We start from the raw sequence: 25,672 nt of genomic DNA, 5'->3' as shown, positions 1-25,672 counted from the left end.
TGATTCGGCAAAAATCGTCCGCTGAATCAATGCCTTAACCCGAAACATCAGGAAACATCGCTTGAGTGGCAGCACGGTCTCCGTGCTGCCATTTTGCATTGCACCGGAGGGAGGGGAGCCCCCCGGTGGCAACTGCCTGGGGGCTTTCTTTTAATGGATGGTTTTGTTCCTCTGACGCTTGGCCGCCGTCGCCGCTTGGCTTCGAGCATCGGCTGCAAGGGTGTCGGACTCCACACTGGTCAGATGATTTCCTTGACGATGCACCCGGCCGAATCGGGCTCGGGAATCGTTTTTCATCGAACCGATCTGGGTATCTCGATCCCCGCCCGCTTCGACAACGTCTTCGAGACGCGCCTCTGCACGGGCCTTTCCCTGCCGGAAGACCGCTCGGTCCGCGTCGGCACCATCGAGCATCTGATGGCCGCCCTGGCCGCCACGGGCATCGATGACGCGTTCATCGAGCTCGACGGCCCCGAGGTACCGATTCTCGATGGCTCGGCCGACCCCTTCCTGTTCCTGATCGACTGCGCCGGCATCTCCGAGAACATCGGTTCGCGTCGCACGATCGAGGTCCTGAAGACCGTCCGCGCCGAGGACGGCCACGGCGGCTGGGTCGAGCTTTCGCCCTCCGACGACATGGCCTTCGAGGCCGAGCTCACCATCGATTTCGCGGATACGGCGATCGGCGAGCAGAGCCTGTCGCTGCGCGTCACCTCCGACAGCTTCCGCACGGAACTGGCGAATGCGCGCACCTTCACGCTCGCCGAGGAAATCTCCCGCCTCCGGGCCGCCGGCCTGGCGCGTGGCGGCAGCCTTTCCAACGCCATCGTCGTGGACGGCATGATGATCGTGAATCCCGGCGGCCTGCGCCGCCCGGACGAGTTCGTGCGCCACAAGATGCTCGATGTGGTGGGCGATCTCGCGCTGGCCGGCAGCCCGATCGCGGGTCAGTTCCGCGGCTATCGCTCGGGCCACGCGCTGAACAACGCCCTGCTCCGCCAGCTCTTCGCGGACCGTAGCGCCTGGCGCTTCGCGGGCGGCCATGCCCTCGTCGATGCGGGGCCGGTGCGTCAGGCTGTCGCGGCCTGACCCCCACCCCTTGCCGTTGGTCCGGGCGAGCATGGTATAGATCGGCCCGATCGGAGCCGCAGTTTCCCATGCAGAGAATGTCTCGCCTTCCCCTGGTCCTTGCGCTTGCCCTGCCGGTAGCCGGCTGCGGCCTGTCCTCCTGGGACGGTTCGATGGGTTCGCTCTTCCGCGCGCCCTCCGCGACCAGCGGCCTCATCGACCGCTCGCCCGAGAGCCTCTACGCCGCCGGCATCGAGGCGCTGCAGGAGCGCCGCTATGCCCAGGCGGTGGAGCTGTTCGACACGCTGGAGCGTGAGCATCCCTATTCGACCTTCGCGGTGAACGCGAAGATCATGGCCGCCTACGGCGACTACATGCGCAACCGGTACACCGAAGCCATCGGCTCGCTCGATCGCTTCATCCAGCTGCACCCCGCGCATCGCGACATCGCCTACGCCTATTATCTTCGCGCCCTCAGCTACTACGAGCAGATTTCCGACAGCCAGCGTGACCAGCGCGGCACGGAGCTCGCCATGGCGGCGCTGCAGGATGTGGCGAATCGGTTCCCCGACACGGCCTATGCCCGGGACGCCCGGCTCAAGATGGACCTCGCGCGCGATCACCTCGCGGGCAAGGAGATGAACATCGGACGGTTCTACCAGCGCCAGGGCCTCTATGTCGCGGCCATCGGGCGTTTCCGGCGCGTGGTCGAGGACTACCAGACCACCAACCACGTGCCCGAGGCGCTCCATCGCCTGACCGAGATCTACCTGGCGCTCGGCCTGCGGGACGAGGCCGCGCGCTCGGCCTCCGTGCTCGGCCACAACTTCCCGGGCAGCCCCTGGTACCAGGACAGCTATGCCATGCTGACGCCCGGCGCCGAGCGCGCGCCCGGCGACCGTCCCGGCATCTTCCGCCGGGCCTGGGGCACCATCTTCTAAGAGGGCAGGCGCATGCTCGCCTCCCTCTCCATCCGCGACGTGGTGCTGATCGAGCGCCTGGACCTGAACTTCGGCCCGGGCCTCTCGGTGCTGACGGGCGAGACGGGCGCGGGCAAGTCGATCCTGCTCGATTCGCTGGGGCTCGCGCTCGGCATGCGGGCCGAAGCGGGGCTGGTGCGGGCCGGGCAGGCCCAGGCGAGCGTCGCCGCGATGTTCCAGCCGCCCGAAGGCCATCCCGCCTATGCGGTCCTGACGGAGCAGGGGCTGGACGCCGAGGAGGCGCTGGTACTGCGACGTGTGGTGCAGGCTGATGGGCGCTCCCGCGCCTTCGTGAACGACCAGCCGGTCGGCGTGGCCCTGCTTCGGCGCCTCGCCGCCACGCTCGTCGAGGTGCAGGGCCAGCACGACCAGGTCGGCCTGGCCGACCCGGCCACCCATGCCTCCCTGGTGGATGCCTTCGGGGCGCTGGAGCCTGCGCGCAGCAAGGTCGCGGCGCGGTTCAGGTCGTGGCGGGATGCCGAGGCCGCGCTGGAGGCCGCCGAGCAGGCCGTGGCAGCCGCGCTGCGCGACGAGGAATGGCTGCGCCACTCGGTACAGGAGCTGGACGAGCTGGCCCCGGAGGATGGGGAGGAAGAGCGCCTGGCCCAGGAGCGCCAGACCCTCCAGCAATCCGAGCGGCGCAACGAGGCCATCGCGGCGGCGCTCTCGGAACTACAGCCCCGGGATCGGCGCAGCGCCAACCCCGCCGCGGCCCTGCGCGCCGCCTCCCGCGCGCTGGAGCGGCTGCCCGCGCCCAACGAATCGGCTCAGCCGGCGCTGGCCGCGCTCGGCGCCGCTCAGGATGCGCTGGCGGAGGCCGAGCAGCTCCTCGAACGCCTCGCCGTCGACGCGATGCCCGATCCGCGCCGGCTGGAGGTGCTGGAGGACCGGCTCTTCGGCCTGCGCTCGGCCGCGCGCAAGCACGGCATTGCGGTAGTGGAGCTGCCGCAGCACCTCGCCGATCTGCGCGAGAGGCTCGCCGCGCTGGATGCCGGCACCGGCCGCGTCATGGCCCTCCAGGCCGCAAGGCAGGAGGCGCGCGAGGCCTATCTCGCCGCCGCCATGGCGCTCACCGAGGCGCGTCGCGTCTCCGCGTCGAAACTGGAAAAGGCGCTCGCCAAGGAATTGCCGCCGCTGAAGCTGGACCGCGCGCGCGTCACCGTGGAGATCGTGCCGCGCGACGAGAATGGCTGGAACGCGGATGGCATGGACCGCGTGACGCTGCTGGTCGCCACCAATCCCGGTCAGGCGCCGGGGCAGCTCGTGAAGATTGCCTCGGGCGGCGAGCTCTCGCGCCTCATGCTGGCGCTGAAGGTGGTGCTCGCGCGCGGCTCGCCGGTGCCCACGCTGGTCTTCGACGAGGTCGATGCCGGCATCGGCGGCGCCACGGCGGCGGCTGTGGGCGAGCGCCTGGCCCGCGTCGCCGAGCGGCTGCAGGTGCTGGTGGTGACGCATTCGCCCCAGGTGGCGGCGCGCGGGGCGCAGCACCTCCAGGTGTCGAAATCCGTGAAGGGCGCCAGTGCCGAAACGCGCGTGATGCCGCTCGGCGCCGCGGAGCGCCGCGAGGAGATCGCGCGCATGCTGGCCGGCGAGACCGTCACCGAAGCGGCGCGCGCGGCCGCCGCGAGCCTGCTGGAAGGCACCTCATGACTGCGAGCCTGCGCCCCCTCGCCCCGGAGGCGCTGACGGAGGCGCAAGCCGCCGAGGAACTCGCGGCGCTGGCCGCCGAAATCGCGCATCACGACCGCCTCTATCACGAGAAGGACGCGCCCGAGGTCAGCGACGCGGAGTACGACCTGCTGGTCCGCCGCAACCGGGCGATCGAGGTGCTGTTCCCGGACCTGATTCGCCCTGACAGCCCTTCCACGCGTGTGGGATCGGCGGTGGCGGAGGGCTTCGCGAAGTCGCGCCACCTGGCACCGATGCTGAGCCTCGACAATGCCTTCGACGAGGCCGATTTCGCGGAGTTCGCCGCCCGCATCCGCCGCTTCCTCTCCCTGGCCGAGGACGCGCCGCTCGACTTCATCGCGGAACCGAAGATCGACGGGCTCAGCGTCAACCTGCTCTACGAGCGCGGCCGCTTCGTGAAAGGCGCCACGCGCGGCGACGGCATCGAGGGCGAAGACATCACGCCCAATCTGCTCACGCTGAAGGACCTGCCACGGGAGCTCGAGGCCCCCTTCCCCGATCTGATCGAGATCAGGGGCGAGGTCTTCATGGACCGCGCCGATTTCCTGGCCTTCCGCGCGGAGCAGGAGCACGCGCTGGCCGAGCGCGAAGCCCGCAAGGAACGGGGGGAGAAGCTCGGCCCCGCCGTCACCGTGCCGGTGAACCCGCGCAATGCGGCCGCCGGATCGCTGCGGCAGCTGGATTCCTCCATCACGGCCTCACGCCCGCTGAAGCTCTTCGCCTATGCGATGGGTCAGGCGAGCGAGGTGCCCGCCGATACGCATGAGCATTGGCTGGATCTGCTGCGGCGCTGGAAGTTCACCGTGAACCCGCTTTCCACGCCCATCACAGACGCCGCGGAATTCCAGCGGAAGATGGCGAGCGAGCGAGCGGCGCTGGCCTATGACATCGACGGCGTCGTCTACAAGCTGAACAGGCTCGACTGGCAGGCGCGGCTGGGCTTCGTCGGCCGGGCACCGCGCTGGGCCATCGCGTGGAAGTTCCCCGCCGAGCAGGCGCGCACCCGGCTGCTGGACATCGAGGTCCAGGTCGGCCGCACCGGCGCGCTCACGCCGCGCGCGGTGATGGCGCCGGTCTTCGTGGGCGGCGTCACCGTCACCCACGCCACACTGCACAACGAGGACGAGATCGCGCGGAAGGATATCCGCATCGGGGACACCATTACCCTCCAGCGCGCGGGCGACGTGATCCCGCAGGTGGTGGGCGTCGTGGATGCGGACCGGCCGGATCGCGGCCCGCCGTACGTTTTCCCAACCGTCTGCCCCGCCTGCGGCAGCCATGCCGTGCGTGAGAACGACGATGTGGTGCGCCGCTGCACCGGCGGCCTCATCTGCCCGGCGCAGACAGTCGAACGGCTGAAGCATTTCTGCAGCCGCGGCGCGATGGATATCGAAGGGATGGGCGAGGAGAACGTCATCCTCTTCCACGAGCAGGGGCTGGTGAAGAGCCCGGCCGATATCTTCCGGCTTCAGGAGCACGCCGAGCGGATCCGGCAATGGGAAGGCTGGGGCAAGGGCGCGAAGACGGAGTCCAAGCGCGTCACGAACCTGCTCGCCGCCATCGAGGCGCGGCGCCGGGTGCCGCTGGAGCGTTTCCTCTTCGCGCTCGGCATACGGCGCATCGGCGCGCAGAACGCGAAGCTGCTGGCCCGGCACTACCATTCCATCGCCCAGCTGCGCGCGCGCATGATCGACGCGCGCGTTATCGGCAGCGACGCGCGCGAGGAGCTGGGCAGCATCCAGGGCATCGGCCCCGCCATCGCGACCGAGCTCGTGGAGTTCTTCGCCGAGCAGCACAATCTCGACGCGCTGGATGACCTGCTGCGCTACGTGACGCCGGAGGACGTGCCCGAGGCCGGGGAGACGGACAGCCCCTTCTCCGGCCGCACGCTGGTCTTCACCGGCACGCTGGAAACGCTCTCGCGCGCCGAGGCCGAGGCGAAGGCGGAAGCCCTCCGCGCCAAGGTCACCAAGAGCGTGTCCAAGAAGACGGATTTCGTGGTGGTGGGCGCCGATGCGGGTTCCAAAGCCGCGAAGGCCGCCGAGCTCGGCGTGCGCGTGCTGAGCGAGGCGGAGTTCCGCGAGATGGCCGGCTTCCCTCCCGCCTGATTCGCTTGCCCGCGCGCGGCGCGCCAGCCTAGCGTCCTCCCAACGACAAGCAGGGAGGATCACGCATGTTGCAGCGGCGGCTGTTGCTGGCGGCTGGGGGCACGCTTCTCGCGGCGCCGGCCATCGCCCAGGCACCCTTTCCCAACAAGCCGATCCGCATGGTGGTCCCGTTGCCTCCGGGAGGCGCCACCGACATTTGGGCGCGTCTGATGGCCGAGCCCATGTCGCAGTTCCTCGGCCAGCCCGTGGTGATCGAGAACCGGCCCGGCGCGGGCGGCATGGTGGGCTCCGAGCAGGTCGCGCGCGGCGCGGCGGATGGCTATTCGATCCTCTTCCATATCGCGAGCTTCATCCAGACGCCCGTCGTGCTGAAGCGCTTCCCCTACCAGCCGCTCGAGGATTTCGTGCCGGTCGGTAAGATGGGCACCACGCCCCTCCCCTTCTGCGTGCGCGAGGACATTCCGGCCCGCACCTTGGCCGAGTTCATCGCCTATGCGCGCGGCAAGAACCTCGTCTACGGCACCTATTCGCCGGGCTCGAGCGGACATGCCTTCGCGCAGCTTCTCTCGAACATCGAGGGGCTGGACATGACGCCGCTGCATTATCGCGGCGAGGCCCCGATGCTGCTCGACGTACTGGGCGGCAGAGTGCCCTGCGCCTTCCACAGCATGACGGGCTCGGGCGATCCCATCCGCAGCGGCAGGGTGCGCCCGCTGGCCACGCTGGGGCGCGACGGCATTCCTTCGCAGCGGCAAGTGCCGACTTTCGTCTCGCTCGGCTACCCGGGCGACTTCGCCAATAGCGGCTCGGTCGGCGTCTTCGCGCCCGTCCGCACACCGCAGGAGGTGCATGCCCGGCTCGTGGAGGCATTCCACCACGCGATGACGCGCCCCGCGGTGCTGGCGCGCCTGGCCGAGCTCGACACCATCGCGGCTTATTTGCCGCCGGCGGCTTATCGAGCCGAACTTGCCGAATATATGCAGTTCTGGTCAGGCCTGGTCGAGCGCATCGGCCTGACCGTCGAAGGTTAAAACCGACCGAAAGGGACTCCCGCCGAATGGACAAGATCAACCCACTCTACACGGCGCATGCCTCGGCCAAGGGCGGCCGCAACGGCCACACCGAGTCCGATGACGGCATCGTCTCCATCGACCTCTCGGTGCCCAAGGCGATGGGCGGGCCCGGCAAGGAGGGTACCGGCACGCCGGAGCACCTCTTCGCAGCCGGCTATGCGGCCTGCTTCGGCGGCGCGCTCGACTTCATCGGCAAGCAGCACAAGAAGAACGCGGCGGGCGCCAAGGTCTCAGCCGCCGTTTCCATCGGCCCGCGCGAGGGCGGCGGCTTCGGCCTCGCGGTCGAACTGACCGTCGAGGATCCGTCGATTCCGCAGGCGGAGCTCGCGGCCCTTGCCCAGGAAGCGCATGAGAAGATCTGCCCCTACAGCCACGCCACGCGCGGCAACGTGGATGTGAAGCTCACCGTCAAGGGTGGATGACGATCGCCTTCCCGGCCCGGGCATCCGCCGCGGGCCGGGAATTCGAACTCAGCCCGGCGTGATGTTCGCCGTGCGCACGACCTCGGCGTAGGTGGCGGTATCGCGCTGAATGCGGGCGGCGAGTTCGGCCGGCCCCTGGGCGATCACGTCGAGGCCCATATCGGCCATGCGCGCCCGCGTCACCGGGCGGCCGATGGCTTCGATCAGCGCGGCGGTCAGGGCCGCCTTCACTTCCGGCCGCCCGCCCGTCGGCATCACCACGCCATACCAAGTGTCGGAGACGAGCTGCGGGAAGCCGAGCTCCGCCAGCGTCGGGACGTTCGGCAGCAGACGGTGCCGCGAGGACGACACGATGCCCAGCGCCACCAGATTGCCGTCACGCACGCCCGGCAGCACATCCGATAGATTCCCCAGCGTGTAGTCCACGCGTCCTGCCAGGAGGTCCGTCAGCATGGGCGGTACGCCGCGATAGGGCACGTGCTCGGCGTTCAGGCGCGCCAGGATCTTCAGCTGCTCCATGCCCATGTGCTGGCTGGTGCCGTTGCCGTTGCTGCCGAAGGAAAGGCCGCGCCCGGCCTGCCGCGCCTTGGCCAGGAAGCCGGCGAAGTCGGAGGCGACGGAAGGGTGGCAGACCAGCACGTGCGGCGTCTCCACCAGCAGAGCCAGCGGATCGAAATCGGTCTGCGCGTCATAGGGCTTGGGCTGGTGCAGCGAGGGGTTCACGGTGAAGCTGTTCGCCACCATCAGGATCGACTGGCCATCCGGCGGCAGCACCTTCACGGCCTGCACCGCGACGAGCGTGCCGGCACCGGGCCGGTTCTCCACCACCACCGTCTGCCCGAGGATCGGCGAAGCGCCCTCGGCCACCACGCGGCCTACCAGATCGAAGCTGGAGCCCGGGGGGAAGGGCACGACGTAGCGAAGCGGCGCATTGGGCTTCCAGGACTGGGCCAGGGCGGGCGTGGCGAGCAGCCCAGGCAAGGTCAAAACGGTACGGCGAAGCATCAGCGGCAACCTCCAGTCGATGTCCAGCGGGACAGAGCCCTTCCGAGCAAGCCCCGCGCCGTCCGTAAAGCCTTGACCTTGCCGGAAAATGCACAGATCCGCCGAAATTGTCCGGCGGGCAGGCAAAGCGCCTCATTCTTGGCCAATGGCCCGCCCTGCCCACATGATCGAGATCAACACAGCAAGGACACCCCATGGACATCCAGCGCCCGGGCTCAGTGCCGTCGGCACGCGGACCCGCCGAATGGTTCACCGGTACGGTAAGGCTCGACCCGCTCTTCAGCCCGCCGGAGCCCGCACGGGTGGCCGGCGCGCTGGTGACCTTCGAGCCTGGCGCCCGTACCGCCTGGCACACCCATCCGCTGGGCCAGACGATCATCGTGACGGCGGGCTGCGGCTGGGCCCAGCGCGATGGCGGGCCGGTCGAGGAAATCCGCCCCGGCGACGTCGTCTGGTTCCCGCCCGGCGAGAAGCACTGGCACGGCGCCAGCGCCTCCACAGCCATGAGCCACATCGCCATCCAGGAGAAGCTGGACGGCAGCAATGTCACCTGGCTGGAACATGTGACGGACGCCCAGTACCGCCGGTGACGCGCCGGAGGGGAGCTTGGGCCAGGTCGCGATCTCCCCGCCCCGGCAACGCGTCCGATGCGGGGACGTTCATTCCGCGAGGAGGATCCGATGAGCTCGACGAACGACCTGAAGGACGAACTCGTGGTGCTTCGCAGCCGCATCGAGGCGGTGGAGCAGCAGGTTCCGAATGTCTTGTGGCAGATGGCCGATTGCGCGTCGGAAGCGGTGCGCGACACGGCGGATGCGGTGCATGCGAAGAGCCGCGAGTTCTACGACTATGTAGACCGCCACCCGTTGAAGTCGCTCGGCTTCGCCGCAGCCGCCGGCTTCGTGCTGGCACAATGCATGCGGCGCTGACCGCCTTCATGTAGATCCAAGGCGCACGGAGACCACCGGCAGCAGAATCCGGCTGCCGCGGGGCGGCCGGTCATGGCAAGGTCGGGCCGTCCCAGGCGAGCGAGGATCGTCCCATGGCCCATCCCGACACGGCACCGGCGGCTCCTACCGAGATCCTGCAGCTTGGCATGGCGTTCTGGGGTTCGAAGGCGCTGCTCAGCGCCGTCGAGCTCGGCGTCTTCACCCTTCTCGGCGCCGAGGGCCCGGCCCGTCTTCCCATGCTGGCCGCACGGCTCGGCCTGCACGAGCGGGGCGCGCGGGATTTCCTGGATGCGTTGGTCGCGCTCGGCATGCTGACGCGCGACGAGGAGGGCCGCTATGCCAACACGCCGCAGACCGCGACCTTCCTCGATCGAGCCCGACCCGAATACATCGGCGGCCTGTTGGAAATGGCGAACCGTCGGCTCTACCCTTTTTGGGGTCGCCTCACCGACGCGCTGCGCAGCGGCGAACCACAGAACGAGGCGCGCGACGGCGAGGAGGACCTCTTCGGCGCGATCTACCGGGATCCCGCGACACTGGAGATCTTCCTCCAGGCCATGACGGGCGTCAGCCTGCCCACGGCGCATTCCGTCGCGCAGGCCTTTCCCTGGACCGGCCGCCGCAGCTTCGCCGATATCGGCTGCGCGCAGGGCGGGCTGGCCGTCACGGTGGCACGCGCGCATCCGCATCTGCGGGGCATCGGCTTCGACCTGCCGGCGGTGGGCCCCGTCTTCGAGGCCTACGTGGCGAAGGCCGGCCTCTCCGGCCGCATCCGCTTCGAGCCCGGTGACTTCTTCTCCGGCGCGCTGCCCAATGCGGAGGTGCTGGTGATGGGCCACATCCTCCATGACTGGCCGCTCGACGACAAACGCATGCTGCTGCGCAAGGCGCACGCCGCGCTGCCGCCGGGCGGGGCGCTGATCGTCTACGACGCCATGATCGACGACGAACGCCGGACCAATGCCTTCGGCCTGCTCATGAGCCTGAACATGCTGATCGAGACGCGCGGCGGCTTCGATTACACCGGCGCCGATTGCATCGGCTGGGCGCGCGAGGCCGGCTTTGCCGAGGCCGCCATCCAGCCCTTGCAGGGACCATATTCGATGATGGTGGCCCAGAAAGCCGGCTAGACTCTATGTCTTGTCGGAGCCGAGCATTCCGCCGGTCGCCCAATCCGACTTCTCGACGTCGCGCAGCACCACCTGCACGCTTTGCGGCGAGCCACCGGCCGTGGTGACGAAGGCGTCGGTCAGGGCCTTCACCAGCGCGCGCTTCTGATCGGCCGTGCGGCCCGCATACATCTCGACATGAATGATCGGCATCGCCGAAGCTCCTAACCCCTGAGCCGCGCACCCGCGGCGCTGACGATGGCACCATAGCTCGCGGCCTCGCGCGCGAGATAGCCCGCCGCATCCGCCGGGGAGGAAGGCTCGGCGGGGTCGAGGCCGGATTGCGTCAGGCGTTCCGCCGTCGGCCCGTCCTTCAGCGTCGCGGCCATGGCGGCGGACCAGGCGGCCTGCACGTCGGGAGACATGCCGGGCGGGCCCAGGAGCATGTACCAGGTGATGAGGTTGAAGTCGGGGAAGCCCGCCTCGGCCATGGTCGGCACGTCCGGCAGCGCGGGCGAGCGGCGCGGGCCGCTCACCGCCAACGCGCGCATCGTGCCGCCACGCAGATGGCCCGCCGCGCTGCTCAGCACCGAGAAGCCGAAGCCGCATTCATTCTTCATCACGGCCTCCAGCATCTGGCCGCCGCTGCGATAGGGAACATGGGTCACCGCAAGGTCGCCGCCTGCGGCCTGCGCGCGCTGCAGCAGAAGTTCCGCCGCGAGCTGCGGCGTCGACCCGATGCCGGAGGAGGCATAGGAGGCCCGCCCCTGCTGGGCGCGCAGCCAGGCCATCAGCTCCGCGACCGTCCGCGCCGGATGCTCGGGCGCCACCACCAGCACCATGGGTGTCGTGCCCCAGATGGAGAGCGGCGTGAAATCCTGTGTCGAGCGGTAGGTGACGGTATCGGGGGAGACCAGCGGCGCGATCACCAGCGAGGATGGGTCGGCGATGATCACCGTATGTCCGTCGGGCGCCTGGCGCCGGATCCAGGCCAGCGCCAGCGCGCCGCCCGCCCCCGGCCGGTTCTCCACCACCACGGTCTGGCCGAGCGCCGCCGAAATGCGCGGCGCCGCGATGCGCGCCGCGATGTCCGAGGAACCGCCGGCCGAGAAGCCGTTCACCAGCGTGATCACGCGATCCGGAAAGGCGGCGCGCGCCACGCCGGGCAGCAGCAGGGCGGGTGCGGCCAGAAGGGCCCGGCGGGGGAGAGCTGTCATCGGCAAACCTCCTTCAGAGGCCCATCTCGGGCAGGGTCTTGAGCTCGACGCCGGCGGCGAGCAGCGCCTCGCGCGTCGCGCGGCCCACCGCCTCGGCTGTCGGCTCGTCGGCGTGCAGACAGAGGGAGTGGACCTCCACGGGGATGCGCTTGCCCTCGCGGGTCAGGATCACCTTGTCCACGACCATCGCCACCGCCTGCGCGGCGGCACGGGCTGGATCCTTGTGGACGGCATCCGCGTTGAAGCGCGAGGTGATGTTGCCGTCCTCGTCGTACATGCGGTCGATATAGCCCTCGACCGCGAAGCGCAGCCCGTGGTGGTGTGCCGCCTTCTCGATCTCCGAATGCGCGAGGCCGACATAGATGAGGTCGCGGTCCACGCCCTTCACGCCGCGCGCCATGGCCTCCGCGACGTCCGGGTCCACAATGCCGACATTGTGCAGCGCGCCGTGCGGCTTCACATGCGTCACCTTCGCGCCATGCATCGCCGCGATGCCCATGAGCGCGCCGATCTGGTAGGCGACCATGTATTCGATGTCCCGCGGGTTCATCTTCATGGCGCGGCGGCCGAAGCCCCAGATGTCGTTGTAGCCGGGATGCGCGCCGATCGAGACGCCGTTCTTCAGCGCCAGCGCCACCGTCTCATGCATCACCGTCGGGTCGCCTGCGCTCATGCCGCAGGCGATGTTGGCGCTGTTGATGAGCGGCATCACGGCCGGGTCGTTACCCTTGTGCCAGGTGCCGAAGCTTTCGCCGATATCGGCGTTGATGTTGACAACAGGCATATGCGCCATTTCCCCCTTGAGGATGCGCGCGACGCCGGAGAGCGCCGGCACACCCGGGGATGATCATCGCCTCACGGTGGTCTGGAAAGCCTTCCGGAGAAGACTATCGAAGCCAGGCGAACCGGCCGGCGGCGCCCAGGCGGCCAGTTTGCCCAAATCCTGGGCTGGCGGTTCAGGGCTGCCGCGCGGGCGCGGGTGCGGGCGCGGCCGGCGGGCTCGTGACCCGTTCGACGCCCATCGTGACCGCGCTCGCGCGGCCATTCAGGTCGCGCAGCCGGACGACATACTCGCCAGGAACGACGGCGCGCTCGATGAGCGAGTCGCGGCCGCCGCCGGAATCATCGTCGGAGGCCTCCTCCGTTCCCTCATTGCCCTCGAGGCGCCAGAGCTCCAGGATCGGGTCGGCCTCGGTTCCGGTGCTGATGGTCCGGAATCTGAGCGTCATCGGCTCCCGGACCTGGACCCTGCGCGACACCATCCCGTCGGCCGGAATCGTCAGCTGCGCCGAAAAAGGAAGCGCCGCGAGGTCGATATTCTCCGCGCCCGAGAGCAGCGTATCCCTCGGCGTGAGCCAGGAGCGCGTCTCGCGGTCACGCTGGCTCGGCTCCCGGATCGCGGCGCGCGCGCCGCCCGAGGTCGAGCCGAACCCCACGAATTGCACGAGATAGGTCCCCGCCGGAAAGGGGCGCAGCATCCGGGCGTCGACGGAATTCCCCCAATCATCCACCTCGGCCACCAACGTTCGGGGCTGGCCATCGACCAGGTCCCACAAGCGGATCATCGGGTCGAACCGGCCATCGGTGGCGCGCGCCTCGATGACGAGTTCGGTGTCGCGCTCCACCGTCAGGCGCACGCCATGGCCGAGCCCCTGGGTGATCTCCAGGCGTTGCGACCAGGGAAGACCGCTCGGGATCCGGAGCTCCACGGCGCTGCGCGTCAGGCCGGTCGGCGGTGTCACGGGTGCGGCCGCGCGCACGACGGCGGCCTGCTGCGCCACGCCCTCGGCCGGGGAGAAGAGCTGGGTACGCCGCGCCTCCGCGAGGCTTCGGACGCCGGGATTTTCTGGGTAGAGCCGATGCAGCACGCGCAAGCCGAGCTCGCTGATCTCCAGCTGCGCCATGCTGCCATAGAGATGGCTGACGACCCCGAGGTCCCGCAGCAGCGCGATATCCTCCCGCGCCTGCCGGCTCGTGCTGGGCGAGAGAAGCAGGTTGGTGCGGGATTCCGGCACCGTCAGCTCCAGCAGCAGCCGGTCGAGGTTCCGCTGGCGGATGGTGTTGGCGATGTTGCCGATCTCCACACGGTAAAGCGCGACCCCCAGCGAGTCGCGAAAACGGCGCGCATCGGGCGCGACGAGGCGGTCGGGCTGCCCTTCGCGGCTATCCGTCACGATCAGCTGTTCGAACTGCAGGTCCTGGATGACGCGCTGGGCGATGAGCACGCTGGCATCCGGGCTCGCGATAGTGACGGCGGAGGAGCGCGGCATGTCGCGCCCCTGGTCGTTGCCGCCCCGGGCGCTTTCGGTCAGGCGGATCAACTCGTTCGTCGGCACGATCAGGGCGGCGATGACGATCAGGCCCAGCAACGTCATCAGCGCGTCGCCCTGCCGGGCCCGGATGATGAGAAAGACCATGAGGGCCGCCGTGATGGTGGACAGCACTTCCGCGCCGCGCACCAGATTGGTGATGTACCAGCCGACCGACGCCGTATCCCGCGCGATCAGCGCCAGCAGGTAGCGCTGAAGGCCGGTGTTGATCGCGGATGAGGCCAGCGGCCCGGCCTGGTTCAACTGCTGCCCCGGCGCCGCGAGGTTCGCCGCGACCGCCGCCAGCAGCAGGAAGGCGCAGGCGCAGCCGACAACCGCGAGCAAGGCCCAGGCGACAAGGCGATCCACGCCGGTCTCGACGAGGATGGTCGGCTGGACCGCCGCGGCCGTCGAACCGGGAGGAACGGCCACTACACTGCCGGGGGGACCGGATATGAGGGGCGTGTTGGATCCGCTCATGACGACCTCGCCTTGCCCATCGTGCCGGGCGCATGCCTGTGCGGGCACACTCAGCGCCCTGGGCCGTTTCTCGCCCGTTACCATCGCCGCCGTGGCCGGCCTGGACGCCCCCTGGGAGCCAGCCCAGTATCGGCCGCCGGAGGAACACGCATGCCCATGCTCACGCGGCCGGACGGCCGGATTCACTACAAGGTCTCGGGCTCCGGCTTTCCCGTGCTGCTCTTCGCGCCCGGCGGCCTGCGCTCTCGCATGGAGATGTGGGAATCACCTGAGGGCGGCCCCGCCCGCCCCTGGGCCGACTGGACCCGCGTGCTGCCCGAAGCCGGCTTCACCGCGATCGCCATGGACCAGCGCAACGCCGGGCTATCGGTCGCGAATATCGAGGCGGATCATGGCTGGCACACCTACGCGGCCGACCACCTGGCGCTGATAGACCACCTGGGATTCGACCGCTTCCTGGTGCTGGGCGGCTGCATCGGCGGCAGCTTCTGCCTCAAGGCCATCGAGACCGCACCGGACCGCGTCGCTGGGGCCGTGCTGCAGAACCCCATCGGCCTGAACCCCGAGCACCCGGAATACTTCCCCGATAGCCACGCGGAGTGGAGCCGGGAGCAGCAAGCCGCGCGGCCGGAACTGTCGGCGGAGGCGCTGGCCGGCTTCGGCCGCCAGATGTGGAGCCGCGACTTCGCCTTCTGCGTGGACCGCGAGTTCGCGCGCAATTGCCCCGTGCCGACCTTCCTGCTGCCCGGCACCGACATCCCCCACCCCGCCGCGACCAGCGCCGAGCTCGCCGAGCTCCTTCCCGGGGTGGAAGTGCTCGTCGACTGGCGCGCCCCCGACCATCTGGAAGCGCAGAAAGCAGGGGTGATCGGCTTCCTGAAGCGTCAGGCCGCGCGCTGAAGCAGCCGGCCCGCGGGCGTGTCGCTCGCGCCAGCGGCATGGGTGTAGACGGACTGGCCGTTCACCCAGGTCTCGACGATGCCGTCCGCGGGCTGCTTGGGCTCCGTGAAGGTCGCCCGGTCGCGCACCGTGCCGGCGTCAAAGAGCACAAGGTCCGCGAAGGCGCCTTCCTTGAGCACGCCGCGATCCTCGATGCCGAAGACCTGGGCCGTGCGGCCCGTCATCTTATGGACCGCCGTCTCCAGGTCGAAGAGGCCGAGTTCGCGCGAATAGAGACCGAGCACGCGCGGGAAGGTGCCCCAGAGGCGCGGATGCGGGTGCTTGGCGAGCGGCCCGCCATCGCTGCCGATCATGGAGAGGCGGTGCGACATGATGCGCCGCACATCCTCCTCCGACATGTTGTGGAAGACGGCGCCGGCGGGCAGCAGGCGCTGCGCCGCCTCCTCCAGCCCCACGCCCCATTCGGCCGCGATGTCCTTCAGCTCGCGCCCCGCCATCTCGGGGTGCGGCACCGAGGTCGCGACGGTCACCGGCACATCGGGCCGCGGCTTGCGCGCGGCGAGCGAGGTGGAGGAAGCCGTATAGGGATACATGTCGAAGGCCACCGGGTACTTCGCGGCGTATTCCTCGATCAGCGGCAGCGTCTGGACCGAGCGGCCATGGTTCTCCGGCTGCGCGCATTTGTGGTGGCTGATGATGACGGGCGCGCCCACGGCCTCGCCGATCTTCAGCGTCTCCTCGATGCTGTCGAGGACGTGGTCCGCCTCGTCGCGCATATGCGTGACGTAGAGGCCCTTGTGCTCGCGCAGCGCCTCGGCCACCGCGATCACCTCGTCGGTCGGCGCGTGCTTGCTAGGCGGGTAGAAGAGGCCCGTGGAAAGACCGGCGGCGCCTTCGGCAAGGGATTGGGCGAGCTGCTTGCGCATGCGCTCCGCCTCCTTGTCCGTCGCGGGGCGGTCCAGCTCACGGCCCATCGCGCCGACGCGCAGCGACATGTGGCCGATGAGCGCGAGGGTGTTGACGGCCGAAGGCTCGGTGCGCAAGCGCTCGGCATAGGCCGCGAAGCTGTCGAAGTTCCAGAAGGAGAGCTCGGCAACGCTGTCGAGCGGCGCGGGCGGGCGCTCGGCCATCGGCACGGGAGAGAGGCTGATGCCGCAATTGCCCACGACCACCGTGGTCACGCCCTGCGAGGTCTTGCACAGCATGCAGGCGGGACCGCAGAGCACGGCCTGGTCGTCATGCGTATGCGCGTCGATGAAGCCGGGCGCCACGACATGGCCCTCGGCCATCACCTCGCGATCCGCGCTCATGCCCGAGAGGTCGCCGATGGCGGCGATGCGGTCGCCCTTCACGCCGATATCGCCTCGGCGGCGCGGCGCGCCCGTTCCGTCGATGAGGGTGGCGTCGCGGATGATGAGGTCGCAGCGAAGGGCCATGCACGTGTCTCCAGCAGGGCGCGGATACTGCGCCCGGCCCGGAAGAGCCGCCAGCCCCCGCCGCTGCGTGACGACCGCCGTGGCGCCCGTTCCGCCACACAGGCCGGTTGACAGGCTCCGGTTCGCACGAAACCTTTCTGCCATCATCAAAAGGAACTGAGGATGCACGACCGCCGAAGGTTCATGGCAGGCGCCGGTGCCGCGCTGGGCACCGCCCTGGCCCCGCATGTGGTGGGGGCGCAGGGCGCGGCCTCGCGCACGCTGCGCTTCGTGCCGCAGGCGGACCTCACCGTGCTGGACCCGGTCTTCAACACGGCGACCGTGACGCTCGCCCATGGGTTCATGGTGTTCGACACGCTCTATGGCCTCGACGCCGAGTACCGCGTTCACCCACAGATGGCCGCCGGCCATGTCGTGGAAGACAATGCCCGGCGCTGGACCATCACGCTCCGCGAAGGCTTGCGCTTCCATGACGGCGAGCCGGTCCGCGCGCGTGACTGCGTGGCGAGCATCCGCCGCTGGGGCGCGCGCGACATGTTCGGCCTGGAGCTGCTCGCCGGTCTCGACGAGCTCAGCGCGCCGGACGACCGCACTCTCCTCTTTCGCTTCAAGCGCCCCTTCCCGTTGCTGCCGCAGGCGCTGGGCAAGGTGACGGCGGCGATGCCCGCCATCATGCCGGAGCGACTGGCGCTGACCGATCCCTCCCGCGCCGTGACGGAGATGATCGGCAGCGGCCCCTTCCGCTTCGTGGCCGAGGAGCGCGTCTCGGGCTCGCGCGTCGTCTACCGGAAGAACGAGGCCTATGTGCCACGCCCGGATGGCGTGGCGAGCCGTTCGGCCGGGCCCAAGATCGCGCATATGGAGCGCATCGAGTGGCACATCCTCCCTGACCCCGCGACGCAGGCCGCCGCCCTGCAGCAGGGCGAGGTGGACTGGCTGGAATACGCGCCCAACGACCTGCTTCCGCTGCTGCGCCGCGCGCGCAACGTGAAGGTCCAGGTGACGGACGACAGCAGCATCAGCGTGCTGCGCTTCAATCACCTGACGCCGCCGTTCAACAACCCCGCCATCCGCCGCGCGGTGCTGGGCGCGCTCGACCAGTCGGAGTTCCTGACGGCGGCCTTCACCGCGGACCGCAACCTCTGGCGCACGGATGTCGGCGTCTTCCTGCCGAACACGCCCATGGCGAACGATGCAGGCCTCGACGTGCTCCGCGGCCCGCGCGACCTGGACCGCGTGAAGCGCGATCTCGCCGCCGCCGGCTACAATGGCGAGAAGGTCGTGGTCCTGCAGCCCATGGACCTCGCCTACCTCAAGACCATGGCCGACGTGGCGGTGGACATGTTCCGCCGTGCCGGCATGAACGCCGAGGCCTTCTCGGCCGACTGGGGCACCATCGTGCAGCGCCGCGCCTCGCGCGAGCCGGTGGAACGCGGCGGGTGGAGCGCCTTCGTCACGGGCTTCAGCGCCGCCGGGCTGCTGGACCCTGTGGCCAATCTGGGCCTCCGCGCCACCGGCAACGCCGCCTGGTTCGGCTGGCCGACCAGCGAGCCGCTGGAGCGCCTGCGTCGCGAATGGATGGAGGCGCCCGACGTGCCGGCGCAGCAGGCCATCGCGCGCCAGATCCAGACGCAGTTCTTCCACGACGTGCCCTACATGCCGCTGGGCGAATACTTCCGGATCATCGCCCACCAGCGAAACCTGGTGGACATCCCCGTGGGCCTCTCGACCTTCACGGGCGTGCGCCGGGCCTGAGAACGACGAAGCCGCCCTGGCCCACAAGGGCCGGGCGGCTTCCAGGGTGCAGCCGGTATGCCGGCTGCGTCTTATCCGTTGCGGTTTCCGCACTGCACCGCGGCGATGCGGCAGGTCGCCTGCGGGTCCTTCGAGCGGCACTCCGCCAGCGCGTCGCCCTCAGCGAGCGCCCGCGTCTCGGCCGAGCCGCCGCTGATCGAGGTCACGACGAAGGTGTTGGGGTCGGAGGTCATGACGATGGCGCCCTGGCTGCGCCGGACGCCGTGGGCCACGGCAGCGCAACTGCGGCTGAATTCGGCGATGATCCGGCAGCCGGGCCCGCCGCGCGAGCACTGGCTCTCGGCGATGCGATGCGCGGCCAGTCGATCCACTTCGCCCACCACCATGCCATAGCTGGCCGAGGGCGTGCGGGCGGCGAAGATCACGCCATAGCCCTGCGGCGGCACCTGCAGCGCGAGCTGGCGCGGCGCCTGGACGCCCCGGCCCTGCTGGGCCGCAGCGGAGACGGGCTGGATCGGGGAGAAGGCCGGAACGCCACAGCGGATGAAGCAGGCCTGAACGCCGGTCCGGCTGGCGCCGGGCTGCGCCGCTTGGCCCTGGCAAGTGGCGCGGCAGGCGTTGATGTCCTGTGGCGCCCGGGCGCGCACCGGCTGGGAGGCCAGCGCGGGTGCGGCAGCGAGGATCAGGGTCGCGGCGAGGATGAGGCGTCGCACTGGTTCGTCTCCGGCAAGAATGTCGCGGCGCCTTGTGCCCGCTGGGCAGTCACCCCTTCATCTCGCCGGAAGCGAAACTCTGTCGCGCGTGTCGCGTTGCTTCACCCACTGGAAATGTTGTTGGTCCGCGCCACGGCGCCGAAGCGGCGATGATCCTCGCGAACGCGCGCGTCGAAAGCCGCGGCCGTGCCGCCGCCGACGACGGCGCCCTGCGCCATGATCCGCTCTCGGACATTCTCGTCGCGCAGTGCCTCGTTCATCGCGGCGTTCAGTCGCGCCAGGATCTCCGGCGGCGTGCCGGCCGGTGCGGACAGGCCCGTCCAGGCGCCCACCACGAAATCCTCGATGCCCTGCTCGCCCGCCGTCGGAACATCGACGAAGGCCGGGACGCGCGCCGCACTCGACATCATCACGCCGCGCGCCTGCCCGCCGGAGAGCGCCGGCGCCATCACGGAGAGCGAGTCGGCCATGATCGGGAAGCGCCCGGCCACGAAGTCCTGCAGCGCAGGGCCGCTGCCGCGATAGGGAATGCGCTGCATCTCCGGCAGGCTCAGGCGGGCGCGGAACATCTCCATCGCCAAATGCGGCAGGCTGCCGGCGGCGGGGATGCCATAATCCACCATGCCGGGCCGCGAACGGATCCATTCCGCTACCTCGCGGACATTGCGGGCGGGGATGGCGGGATGGACGCAGAAGGCCAGCGGCGCGTCCAGGATCATGCAGACGTTCAGCAGATCCATCGGGTCGAAGCCCGCTGCCGGAAAGGTGTGCGGATTGATGACCATGGGGCTCGAGTTGGAGGCGAGCAGCGTGTAGCCATCCGGCCGTGCCCGGACGACGTGCTCGGTACCGAGGTTGCCGCCGGCGCCGCCCCGGTTCTCGATGACGATGGTCTGGCCCAGCGCGCGGGCAAGCCCTGGCTGCACGATGCGCGCCGCGAAATCGGTCTGCCCGCCCGGCGGATAGCCGACCACCAGCGTGACGGGGCGGGCGGGCCAGGCCTGCGCTAAGGCGGGCGTCGCCAGCACGGCGGTGCCGAGTCCCATGACGGTGCGGCGCTGAATGGCGATCATGTCCGGGCTCCCAGGAAGGCGGTTACGACGGCGTCCGCCGAATTCCACTCGAACTCCGGTGCCTGGGCGCCTGCCTCCCTCGCGAGGCGGCGCCGGTCGGCGTCGAGGCTCAACAGGATCGTCCGAGCCGGCGCCACGCCGAAAAGCTCTGCCAGGCGTTCGACGAGATCAGCTTCGGTCGTGATGCGCTCGGCCGGCAGCTTGCGGCCGCCGGCGCCGGTGGCGGGCAGGTAGATGCAGAGCGCATCGGCCTGGTCGCCACTGCCCAGCGCCGCGAAGAACTCGTCGTGCCGGTACTGCACGCCGCGCCAGGTGGCATCGCTCGTCTCCGCCGCATGCCAGGGCGAGGCGATGGCGACATGCGCCTGCCGCGACAACCGCGCCAGCAGCGCCGCCGCCTCCGCGCGCGGCACGAGGCCCTCCTCCGTCAGCAGGCCCGGCCGGTCCAGGATGACGAGCGGCCGGTCCGGCGCGAAGGAACGGCCGAGGGATTCCTCCCGCATCGTGATGGGCGCGCCGGGCTCCATCTCAAAGACGCGATAGGGGTGCGGCGGCTCGCAGAAGCCCGGGCAGGCCCCCATGGTTGCATGACCTTGCCGCACCATCTCGGTGCCGCCGTGCCAATGGCCGGAAATCAGCAGGCGCCGGCCGGGTGCTTCGGCCGCACGCTGCGCGATGTCGTCGGCGTCGCCGTAGAGCAGCGGGTAGTTATAGTCGACCCAGGGCTGCACGACGAAGTGCTGCAAATGCAGTTCCTCGCTTGCCTCTGTCGCGGCGGCCAGGACCGCCTCGAAGCGCCGGCGCTCCTCGCCGACGCGCAGCGCCTGATTGCCCGCGAGCTCCCAGTCGTGGAAGGCGTGGACCTCCAGACCGCCCAGCCTCATCCAGCGTGGCGCGCCGCCGAAGATCACATCGAAAGCGGGGGCGTAATCGTGGTTACCTGGAAGCACCATCCAGGGCCGGCCGAGCGATTGCAGCCAGTCGCGCACCAGCCGGTAGTCGGCCAGCGACTGCCTCACCAGCGTCTTGAGGTCGTAGGCCTTGTCGAGGTCGAGCAGCGCGTGCGGAACGTCCAGCAGGTCTCCGGTCACGGCGACGAGGTCAGGCGCCTCCTCGTCGATACGGAGGGCCAGGGCCTCCAGCAGCTGCGGCAGATGCCGGGACAAGCGATGGACATGGCCATTATGCCCGGGCAGCGCCCGGCGCAGATGGAAGTCCGTGACCTGAAGGATGCGTGCCATCGTTCTCTTGTCGTCTCCCCAGCACGGCGCGCGCCAAGGCAGCGGCCGCATATCGCCCTTTCCGGGCCAAAGCTATTTCAGGCGCATGACATTCCCCGCCGCCCCGATCACCGCCGTGGCGGCCAGAGCGCGGTGACGGCCAGCAGCACCGCGACCACCGCATAGGGCAGCACGGTCGCGATCGAGATCAGGGCTCCGCCCAGTACCGGCCCGACCATCATGCCGAGCCCCTGCACCGCGCCGATCACGCCCGCCGCGGCACCCTGCTCCCGCGGCGTCACCGCATTGGCGGCCATCGCCGCGAAGGCGGGGAAGATCCAGCCCATCCCCGCGGCGGCGGTGAAGTAGCAGAGGCAGAGCAGCGGGATGTTCACCGCCAGCGTCGCGAAGGCGAAGCCCAGTGCCGCCACCAGCCCGCCGACGCGCACCAGCCGCCCCAGCGGCCAGCGCAGTCGCGCCACGAGCAGCTGCGACAGGATCAGCGCCACGCCCACCGTCGCCAGCGCGAAGCCCGCGGCGCGGGCGGCCTCGGCCGGCGCGAGGCCGAGCCGGTCGAGCGCGAGGAAGCCCACGCCGATCTGCGCGACCGAGACGCTCAGCATCGCCACAAAGGCCAGGGCGATCGGCCGCCGCAGCCGTGCATCCGTCATCCGCAGCGGCTCCTGTTGTTCGCGTCCAAGGGCCGCGTCGCGCGGCAGGCCGATCCAGAGCGCGGCGAGGCCGACGAAGGGCAGCAGCGCGCTGCCATAGAGCGGCAGATAGAGCCCCATCGGCACCAGCAGCGCGGCCAGCGCCGGCCCCATCGTCATGCCCACCGCCCCCGCCGCCCCCAGCAGGGCCATGGCTCCGGCGCGCTGCACCGGCGGGGTGCGGTCGGCGATCAGGGCTTGCCCCGTCGCGGGGATGGCGGCGTAGAAGGATCCGATCACGCCCCGCCCGAGCAGCATGCCCGCGAAGGCGGCCCAGGCCGGCATGGCGCCCGACAGCGCGCGATCCAGAAAGGCCATGAGGGCCAGGAAGGCCAGCGCAAAGCCCGCCGCGCCCAGCAGCAGTACGGGCCGCCGTCCATGGCGGTCGCTGGCGCCGCCCCAAGGGCGCGCGAAGAGCATCCAAGCCAGGCCAGCCGCCGTCACCGCCGCGCCCGCGTGCCAGGGCTGCAGGCCCAGGATCCGCACTATGGGCCCGACCAACGCGACGAAGGACATCATCGCCATGGTGCAGGCGAGATTGACCGCCAGCAGGGGCCAGAGCCCGGGCACGTTCATGCGCGGCTCCCTCTCCCCGCGTGGCTATTGCGGACATGCCAGCATGGATCCCTTGCCCTGCCTATGGGCGATCCATCCGGCGTGTCTGGGCGGCGCCGAAGTTTTTCCGGCATCGCTTGTCGGATCGGGCGGCGCTGCTTCGTTCCTTGGGATGGAGCCCCACAAGGAGACGTCCATGAGCCAGATGATTTTCCTGAACCTGCCGGTCAACGACCTCGCGCGCAGCATCGCCTTCTACGAGGCCATCGGCGCGACCAGGGACGCACGCTTCTGCGACGAGTCCACCACGGCCTGCATGGTCTTTTCAGACAACATCTTCGTGATGCTGCTGACCCACGAGCGCTTCGCGGGGTTTACGCCGAGGAAGATCGCCGACGCGCATGCGACGACGGAAGTGCTGATCTTCCTCTCGCGCGAAAGCCGCGAGGCGGTGGACGCCATGGTCGATGCGGCCGTGCGCGCGGGCGGCGTCGCCGATCCCGGCCCGAGACAGGAGCATGGCTTCATGTACGGCCGAAGCTTCGAAGACCCGGACGGCCATATCTGGGAGGCCGGATGGATGGATGTCGCGGCCTGCGCGCAGGCGCAGGCGGCCGCGTGAGGGGATGACCCACATGGACAAGATCGCCCCCTGCCTCTGGTTCGACGGCCAGGCGGAAGAAGCCGCGCAACTCTACACCTCGGTCATTCCCGGCTCCTCCATCACCAAGGTGCAGAAGAACCTCGCCGACGGCCCCGCAGGTCCGGCAGGCATGGTGCTCCTCGTCGAGTTCCGGCTGGCCGGGCAGCGCTTCCTGGCGCTCAACGGCGGGATGAAGATGGAATACACGCATGCCCTCTCGCTGACCGTGAACGTGGACGACCAGGCCGAACTGGACCGCGTCTGGGATGGCCTGATGGCCGGCGGCGGCCATCCGGAGCAATGCGGGTGGCTGAAGGACCGCTATGGCGTTTCCTGGCAGGTCGTTCCGACCGCCATAGGCCGCTGGATGGAGGACCCGGCTCGCGGCGCCCGCGTCATGCAGGCGCTGCTGGGGATGGTGAAGCTCGATATTGCGACCCTGGAAGCGGCATGGCAGGGATGAGAGAAGGCATGCGTCATCCGCATCGAGACCGGGGCGCCCCCGCCGTATGCACATGAGTCGATCACGCCGCGGGTCGGTTCCGAGGCAGAACCGGGATTGCGGGGACACTCGGTCAAGCTCAGACGGCTTGCACCCTTCGCGCAGCGGGGCATTCTTCGTCGAAGTTAACTTTCGGACGAAGGAGTATCCGGCCCATGTATCGACGCAGCCTCCTGGCCGGCGCCGGAGCCGCCATCGCGGCCCCGGCCGCCGTGCGCGCGCAATCCGCCACCACCCTCCGCTTCACGCCGCAGCAGGATCTGGTGACGCTCGATCCCGTCACGACCACGGCCTATATCAGCCGCAACCACGGCTACATGGTCTTCGACACTCTCTATGGCATGGACGCCAACTTCCAGGCGGTGCCGCAGATGGTAGACGGGCACACCGTCGAGAATGACGGCAAGCTCTGGAACCTGACGCTTCGCGACGGGCTGATGTGGCACAATGGCGAGAAGGTGACGGCGCGCGATTGCGTCGCCAGCATCAAGCGCTGGGCCAAGCGCGATCCGTTCGGCGAGACGCTGATGGCCACGACGGACGAGCTCTCCGCGCCCGACGACAAGACTATCCGCTTCCGCCTGAAGCGCCCCTTCCCGATGCTGCCCATCGCGCTCGGCAAGGCCTCGGTGCCCGTCTGCGCCATGATGCCCGAGCACCTGGCCAATACCGATCCCTTCCGCCAGGTGCCGGAGCTGATCGGCAGCGGCCCGTTCCGCTTCAAGGCGGATGAGCGGGTGCCCGGTTCGCGGATCGTCTACACCAAGTTCGAGGGCTACGTGCCCCGCAAGGATGGCCCGCGCGAATGGACCGCCGGTCCCAAGGTGGTGCATTTCGACCGCGTCGAATGGACCGTGATGCCGGACAGCGCGACAGCGACCAACGCGCTGATCGCCGGCGAGGCCGACTGGCAGGAATACGCCTACCACAACCTGCTGCCGCTCATGCGCCGCAACCGTAACGTCCGCGTGCGCGTGCTCGACAACACGGGCTTCGTCGGCATGGTCCGCGTGAACCATATTCAACCGCCCTTCAACAACCCCGCGATCCGCCGCGCGCTCTGGAGCGCGATCGACCAAGTCTCATGCATGCAGGCGCTTGTGGGCCCGTCGGAAACCAGCCTCTACAACACGCCCCTCGGCTTCTTCGGCCACGGGACGCCGATGGCCTCCGATGTCGGGCTCGAGCCGCTGCGTGGCCCGCGTAACTACGCCAAAGCCCGCGCCGATCTCCGCGCCGCCGGGTACAATGGCGAGCCGGTGCTGCTCATGATTCCGTCCACCTCCGAGCCCAATTCGCTGATGGGCGCGGTGGTGACGGACATGTTCAAGCAGGCCGGGCTGAACGTCGAAGTCTACTCCGTCGAATTCAACGCCATGCTCCAACGCCGCAACCGGCGCGGCACCATCGCCGAAGGCGGCTGGAGCGCCTTCGTCACCAACTGGGTCGGCACGGATTGGCTGAACCCGGCGGGCCACATCGCCCTGCGCGGCAACGGCGATGCGGGCTATGGCGGCTGGGCCACCATGCCCCGCATTGAGGAGCTGCGGGACGCGTGGTTCGATGCGCCCGACCTTGCGGCCCAGCAGGCCATCTGCCGCGAGATCCAGCTCGAGGCGATGAAGGAGGTGCCGTATTACCCGCTTGGCCAGTACCTCCAGCCGACGGCCCATCGGTCCAACATCCAGGACATGAACCCCGGCTTCGCCACCTTCTGGAACGTGCGGCGCGGCTAAGAAGAAACGCCAGTCAGGA

Annotated in this window: 24 protein-coding genes; 14 read left to right on the top strand and 10 right to left on the bottom strand. The window is 69.6% G+C overall.

Translation table 11 applies throughout. The features are described from left to right. Nucleotides 1–153: 153 nt before the first annotated feature. The 6 genes from lpxC to WJM96_RS06115 all read left to right on the top strand — a co-directional run bounded on the left by lpxC (nucleotide 154) and on the right by WJM96_RS06115 (nucleotide 7,340). Nucleotides 154–1,089, top strand: coding sequence for a UDP-3-O-acyl-N-acetylglucosamine deacetylase (lpxC, locus tag WJM96_RS06140; protein WP_424811552.1), 936 nt, complete (start codon nucleotides 154–156; stop codon nucleotides 1,087–1,089). Nucleotides 1,090–1,166: 77 nt separating this feature from the next. Beyond that, entirely contained in the window at nucleotides 1,167–2,009 is an 843-nt protein-coding gene (locus WJM96_RS06135) for an outer membrane protein assembly factor BamD (protein WP_424811551.1), read from the top strand. Between the two features lie 12 nt (nucleotides 2,010–2,021). Further along, on the top strand, nucleotides 2,022–3,698 hold the full coding sequence (recN, locus tag WJM96_RS06130; RefSeq protein ID WP_424811550.1) for a DNA repair protein RecN: 1,677 nt from the start codon (nucleotides 2,022–2,024) through the stop codon (nucleotides 3,696–3,698). Then, nucleotides 3,695–5,845 carry an NAD-dependent DNA ligase LigA gene (gene ligA, locus WJM96_RS06125; RefSeq protein ID WP_424811549.1) on the top strand — a complete coding sequence of 717 codons (2,151 nt, stop codon included), beginning with the start codon at nucleotides 3,695–3,697 and terminating at the stop codon, nucleotides 5,843–5,845. Before recN ends, ligA begins: the two co-directional genes overlap by 4 nt. 65 nt (nucleotides 5,846–5,910) lie before the next feature. Next, nucleotides 5,911–6,876: a Bug family tripartite tricarboxylate transporter substrate binding protein gene (locus tag WJM96_RS06120; protein WP_424811548.1), complete on the top strand. Its 966-nt coding sequence runs from the start codon at nucleotides 5,911–5,913 to the stop codon at nucleotides 6,874–6,876. A 26-nt stretch (nucleotides 6,877–6,902) separates the two neighbouring features. Further along, nucleotides 6,903–7,340 (top strand): organic hydroperoxide resistance protein, encoded by a 438-nt coding sequence (locus tag WJM96_RS06115; protein WP_424811547.1) that lies wholly within the window; start codon nucleotides 6,903–6,905, stop codon nucleotides 7,338–7,340. Between the two features lie 48 nt (nucleotides 7,341–7,388). On the opposite strand, the gene WJM96_RS06110 is transcribed toward WJM96_RS06115, so the two are convergent. Beyond that, the gene (locus WJM96_RS06110; RefSeq protein WP_424811546.1) at nucleotides 7,389–8,345 is read right to left on the bottom strand and encodes a Bug family tripartite tricarboxylate transporter substrate binding protein; all 957 of its coding nucleotides are present in this window, start codon (nucleotides 8,343–8,345) and stop codon (nucleotides 7,389–7,391) included. Nucleotides 8,346–8,539: 194 nt separating this feature from the next. On the opposite strand from WJM96_RS06110, the gene WJM96_RS06105 reads away from it, so the two are divergent. The 3 genes from WJM96_RS06105 to WJM96_RS06095 all read left to right on the top strand — a co-directional run bounded on the left by WJM96_RS06105 (nucleotide 8,540) and on the right by WJM96_RS06095 (nucleotide 10,425). After that, a complete protein-coding gene (locus WJM96_RS06105; RefSeq protein ID WP_424811545.1) occupies nucleotides 8,540–8,935 on the top strand; it encodes a (R)-mandelonitrile lyase in 396 nt (131 codons plus the stop codon). Nucleotides 8,936–9,025: 90 nt separating this feature from the next. Then, the gene (locus WJM96_RS06100; RefSeq protein WP_424811544.1) at nucleotides 9,026–9,274 is read left to right on the top strand and encodes a hypothetical protein; all 249 of its coding nucleotides are present in this window, start codon (nucleotides 9,026–9,028) and stop codon (nucleotides 9,272–9,274) included. A 113-nt stretch (nucleotides 9,275–9,387) separates the two neighbouring features. Beyond that, nucleotides 9,388–10,425 carry a methyltransferase gene (locus tag WJM96_RS06095; protein ID WP_424811543.1) on the top strand — a complete coding sequence of 346 codons (1,038 nt, stop codon included), beginning with the start codon at nucleotides 9,388–9,390 and terminating at the stop codon, nucleotides 10,423–10,425. A 3-nt stretch (nucleotides 10,426–10,428) separates the two neighbouring features. Here the strand turns inward: WJM96_RS06095 and WJM96_RS06090 are convergent, their stop codons facing one another. From WJM96_RS06090 to WJM96_RS06075, 4 genes are all read right to left on the bottom strand, one after another. Beyond that, nucleotides 10,429–10,617, bottom strand: a complete 189-nt coding sequence (locus WJM96_RS06090; RefSeq protein ID WP_424811542.1) for a 4-oxalocrotonate tautomerase — start codon at nucleotides 10,615–10,617, stop codon at nucleotides 10,429–10,431. An 11-nt stretch (nucleotides 10,618–10,628) separates the two neighbouring features. Further along, nucleotides 10,629–11,621 (bottom strand): Bug family tripartite tricarboxylate transporter substrate binding protein, encoded by a 993-nt coding sequence (locus WJM96_RS06085; protein WP_424811541.1) that lies wholly within the window; start codon nucleotides 11,619–11,621, stop codon nucleotides 10,629–10,631. Between the two features lie 13 nt (nucleotides 11,622–11,634). Beyond that, nucleotides 11,635–12,405, bottom strand: a complete 771-nt coding sequence (locus WJM96_RS06080) for a LamB/YcsF family protein (RefSeq protein ID WP_424811540.1) — start codon at nucleotides 12,403–12,405, stop codon at nucleotides 11,635–11,637. Nucleotides 12,406–12,577: 172 nt separating this feature from the next. Continuing rightward, nucleotides 12,578–14,410, bottom strand: a complete 1,833-nt coding sequence (locus WJM96_RS06075; RefSeq protein ID WP_424811539.1) for a hypothetical protein — start codon at nucleotides 14,408–14,410, stop codon at nucleotides 12,578–12,580. Nucleotides 14,411–14,560: 150 nt separating this feature from the next. On the opposite strand from WJM96_RS06075, the gene WJM96_RS06070 reads away from it, so the two are divergent. Further along, the gene (locus WJM96_RS06070) at nucleotides 14,561–15,310 is read left to right on the top strand and encodes an alpha/beta fold hydrolase (protein WP_424811538.1); all 750 of its coding nucleotides are present in this window, start codon (nucleotides 14,561–14,563) and stop codon (nucleotides 15,308–15,310) included. Here the strand turns inward: WJM96_RS06070 and WJM96_RS06065 are convergent. Next, a complete protein-coding gene (locus tag WJM96_RS06065) occupies nucleotides 15,295–16,746 on the bottom strand; it encodes an N-acyl-D-amino-acid deacylase family protein (protein ID WP_424811537.1) in 1,452 nt (483 codons plus the stop codon). The two genes, WJM96_RS06070 and WJM96_RS06065, sit on opposite strands and share 16 nt — an antisense overlap. Nucleotides 16,747–16,908: 162 nt before the next feature. Here WJM96_RS06065 and WJM96_RS06060 point away from each other — a divergent pair, with 162 nt between their 5' ends. Then, nucleotides 16,909–18,501 carry an ABC transporter substrate-binding protein gene (locus tag WJM96_RS06060; protein ID WP_424811536.1) on the top strand — a complete coding sequence of 531 codons (1,593 nt, stop codon included), beginning with the start codon at nucleotides 16,909–16,911 and terminating at the stop codon, nucleotides 18,499–18,501. Nucleotides 18,502–18,572: 71 nt separating this feature from the next. On the opposite strand, the gene WJM96_RS06055 is transcribed toward WJM96_RS06060, so the two are convergent. The 4 genes from WJM96_RS06055 to WJM96_RS06040 all read right to left on the bottom strand — a co-directional run bounded on the left by WJM96_RS06055 (nucleotide 18,573) and on the right by WJM96_RS06040 (nucleotide 22,793). Then, nucleotides 18,573–19,214 carry a DUF4189 domain-containing protein gene (locus tag WJM96_RS06055; RefSeq protein ID WP_424811535.1) on the bottom strand — a complete coding sequence of 214 codons (642 nt, stop codon included), beginning with the start codon at nucleotides 19,212–19,214 and terminating at the stop codon, nucleotides 18,573–18,575. Nucleotides 19,215–19,315: 101 nt separating this feature from the next. After that, nucleotides 19,316–20,287 carry a Bug family tripartite tricarboxylate transporter substrate binding protein gene (locus tag WJM96_RS06050; protein WP_424811534.1) on the bottom strand — a complete coding sequence of 324 codons (972 nt, stop codon included), beginning with the start codon at nucleotides 20,285–20,287 and terminating at the stop codon, nucleotides 19,316–19,318. Beyond that, nucleotides 20,284–21,528, bottom strand: a complete 1,245-nt coding sequence (locus tag WJM96_RS06045) for a metallophosphoesterase family protein (RefSeq protein ID WP_424811533.1) — start codon at nucleotides 21,526–21,528, stop codon at nucleotides 20,284–20,286. The genes WJM96_RS06050 and WJM96_RS06045 overlap by 4 nt, the downstream gene beginning before the upstream one ends. 107 nt (nucleotides 21,529–21,635) lie before the next feature. Continuing rightward, nucleotides 21,636–22,793: an MFS transporter gene (locus WJM96_RS06040; RefSeq protein WP_424811532.1), complete on the bottom strand. Its 1,158-nt coding sequence runs from the start codon at nucleotides 22,791–22,793 to the stop codon at nucleotides 21,636–21,638. A 175-nt stretch (nucleotides 22,794–22,968) separates the two neighbouring features. Between WJM96_RS06040 and WJM96_RS06035 the strand changes: the two genes are divergently transcribed. The 3 genes from WJM96_RS06035 (at nucleotide 22,969) to WJM96_RS06025 (ending at nucleotide 25,653) form a co-directional block, all read left to right on the top strand. Next, nucleotides 22,969–23,394 (top strand): VOC family protein, encoded by a 426-nt coding sequence (locus WJM96_RS06035; RefSeq protein WP_424811531.1) that lies wholly within the window; start codon nucleotides 22,969–22,971, stop codon nucleotides 23,392–23,394. A 13-nt stretch (nucleotides 23,395–23,407) separates the two neighbouring features. Continuing rightward, entirely contained in the window at nucleotides 23,408–23,878 is a 471-nt protein-coding gene (locus WJM96_RS06030) for a VOC family protein (protein ID WP_424811530.1), read from the top strand. A 194-nt stretch (nucleotides 23,879–24,072) separates the two neighbouring features. Next, nucleotides 24,073–25,653 carry an ABC transporter substrate-binding protein gene (locus WJM96_RS06025; protein ID WP_424811529.1) on the top strand — a complete coding sequence of 527 codons (1,581 nt, stop codon included), beginning with the start codon at nucleotides 24,073–24,075 and terminating at the stop codon, nucleotides 25,651–25,653. The last annotated feature ends 19 nt before the right edge of the window (nucleotides 25,654–25,672 follow it).

The sequence above is a fragment of the Roseococcus sp. YIM B11640 genome (assembly GCF_049727625.1).
GTDB lineage: Bacteria > Pseudomonadota > Alphaproteobacteria > Acetobacterales > Acetobacteraceae > Roseococcus.
The sequence above is the reverse complement of the archived record's forward strand: the minus strand, read 5'-3'. Positions and strand labels throughout refer to the sequence as shown.

Coding starts and splice junctions, on each gene's coding strand:
- lpxC (WP_424811552.1), top strand. CDS start 154: ATGGATGGTTTTGTTCCTCTGACGCTTGGCCGCCGTCGCCGCTTGGCT.
- WJM96_RS06135 (WP_424811551.1), top strand. CDS start 1,167: ATGTCTCGCCTTCCCCTGGTCCTTGCGCTTGCCCTGCCGGTAGCCGGC.
- recN (WP_424811550.1), top strand. CDS start 2,022: ATGCTCGCCTCCCTCTCCATCCGCGACGTGGTGCTGATCGAGCGCCTG.
- ligA (WP_424811549.1), top strand. CDS start 3,695: ATGACTGCGAGCCTGCGCCCCCTCGCCCCGGAGGCGCTGACGGAGGCG.
- WJM96_RS06120 (WP_424811548.1), top strand. CDS start 5,911: ATGTTGCAGCGGCGGCTGTTGCTGGCGGCTGGGGGCACGCTTCTCGCG.
- WJM96_RS06115 (WP_424811547.1), top strand. CDS start 6,903: ATGGACAAGATCAACCCACTCTACACGGCGCATGCCTCGGCCAAGGGC.
- WJM96_RS06110 (WP_424811546.1), bottom strand. CDS start 8,345: ATGCTTCGCCGTACCGTTTTGACCTTGCCTGGGCTGCTCGCCACGCCC.
- WJM96_RS06105 (WP_424811545.1), top strand. CDS start 8,540: ATGGACATCCAGCGCCCGGGCTCAGTGCCGTCGGCACGCGGACCCGCC.
- WJM96_RS06100 (WP_424811544.1), top strand. CDS start 9,026: ATGAGCTCGACGAACGACCTGAAGGACGAACTCGTGGTGCTTCGCAGC.
- WJM96_RS06095 (WP_424811543.1), top strand. CDS start 9,388: ATGGCCCATCCCGACACGGCACCGGCGGCTCCTACCGAGATCCTGCAG.
- WJM96_RS06090 (WP_424811542.1), bottom strand. CDS start 10,617: ATGCCGATCATTCATGTCGAGATGTATGCGGGCCGCACGGCCGATCAG.
- WJM96_RS06085 (WP_424811541.1), bottom strand. CDS start 11,621: ATGACAGCTCTCCCCCGCCGGGCCCTTCTGGCCGCACCCGCCCTGCTG.
- WJM96_RS06080 (WP_424811540.1), bottom strand. CDS start 12,405: ATGCCTGTTGTCAACATCAACGCCGATATCGGCGAAAGCTTCGGCACC.
- WJM96_RS06075 (WP_424811539.1), bottom strand. CDS start 14,410: ATGAGCGGATCCAACACGCCCCTCATATCCGGTCCCCCCGGCAGTGTA.
- WJM96_RS06070 (WP_424811538.1), top strand. CDS start 14,561: ATGCCCATGCTCACGCGGCCGGACGGCCGGATTCACTACAAGGTCTCG.
- WJM96_RS06065 (WP_424811537.1), bottom strand. CDS start 16,746: ATGGCCCTTCGCTGCGACCTCATCATCCGCGACGCCACCCTCATCGAC.
- WJM96_RS06060 (WP_424811536.1), top strand. CDS start 16,909: ATGCACGACCGCCGAAGGTTCATGGCAGGCGCCGGTGCCGCGCTGGGC.
- WJM96_RS06050 (WP_424811534.1), bottom strand. CDS start 20,287: ATGATCGCCATTCAGCGCCGCACCGTCATGGGACTCGGCACCGCCGTG.
- WJM96_RS06045 (WP_424811533.1), bottom strand. CDS start 21,528: ATGGCACGCATCCTTCAGGTCACGGACTTCCATCTGCGCCGGGCGCTG.
- WJM96_RS06040 (WP_424811532.1), bottom strand. CDS start 22,793: ATGAACGTGCCCGGGCTCTGGCCCCTGCTGGCGGTCAATCTCGCCTGC.
- WJM96_RS06035 (WP_424811531.1), top strand. CDS start 22,969: ATGAGCCAGATGATTTTCCTGAACCTGCCGGTCAACGACCTCGCGCGC.
- WJM96_RS06030 (WP_424811530.1), top strand. CDS start 23,408: ATGGACAAGATCGCCCCCTGCCTCTGGTTCGACGGCCAGGCGGAAGAA.
- WJM96_RS06025 (WP_424811529.1), top strand. CDS start 24,073: ATGTATCGACGCAGCCTCCTGGCCGGCGCCGGAGCCGCCATCGCGGCC.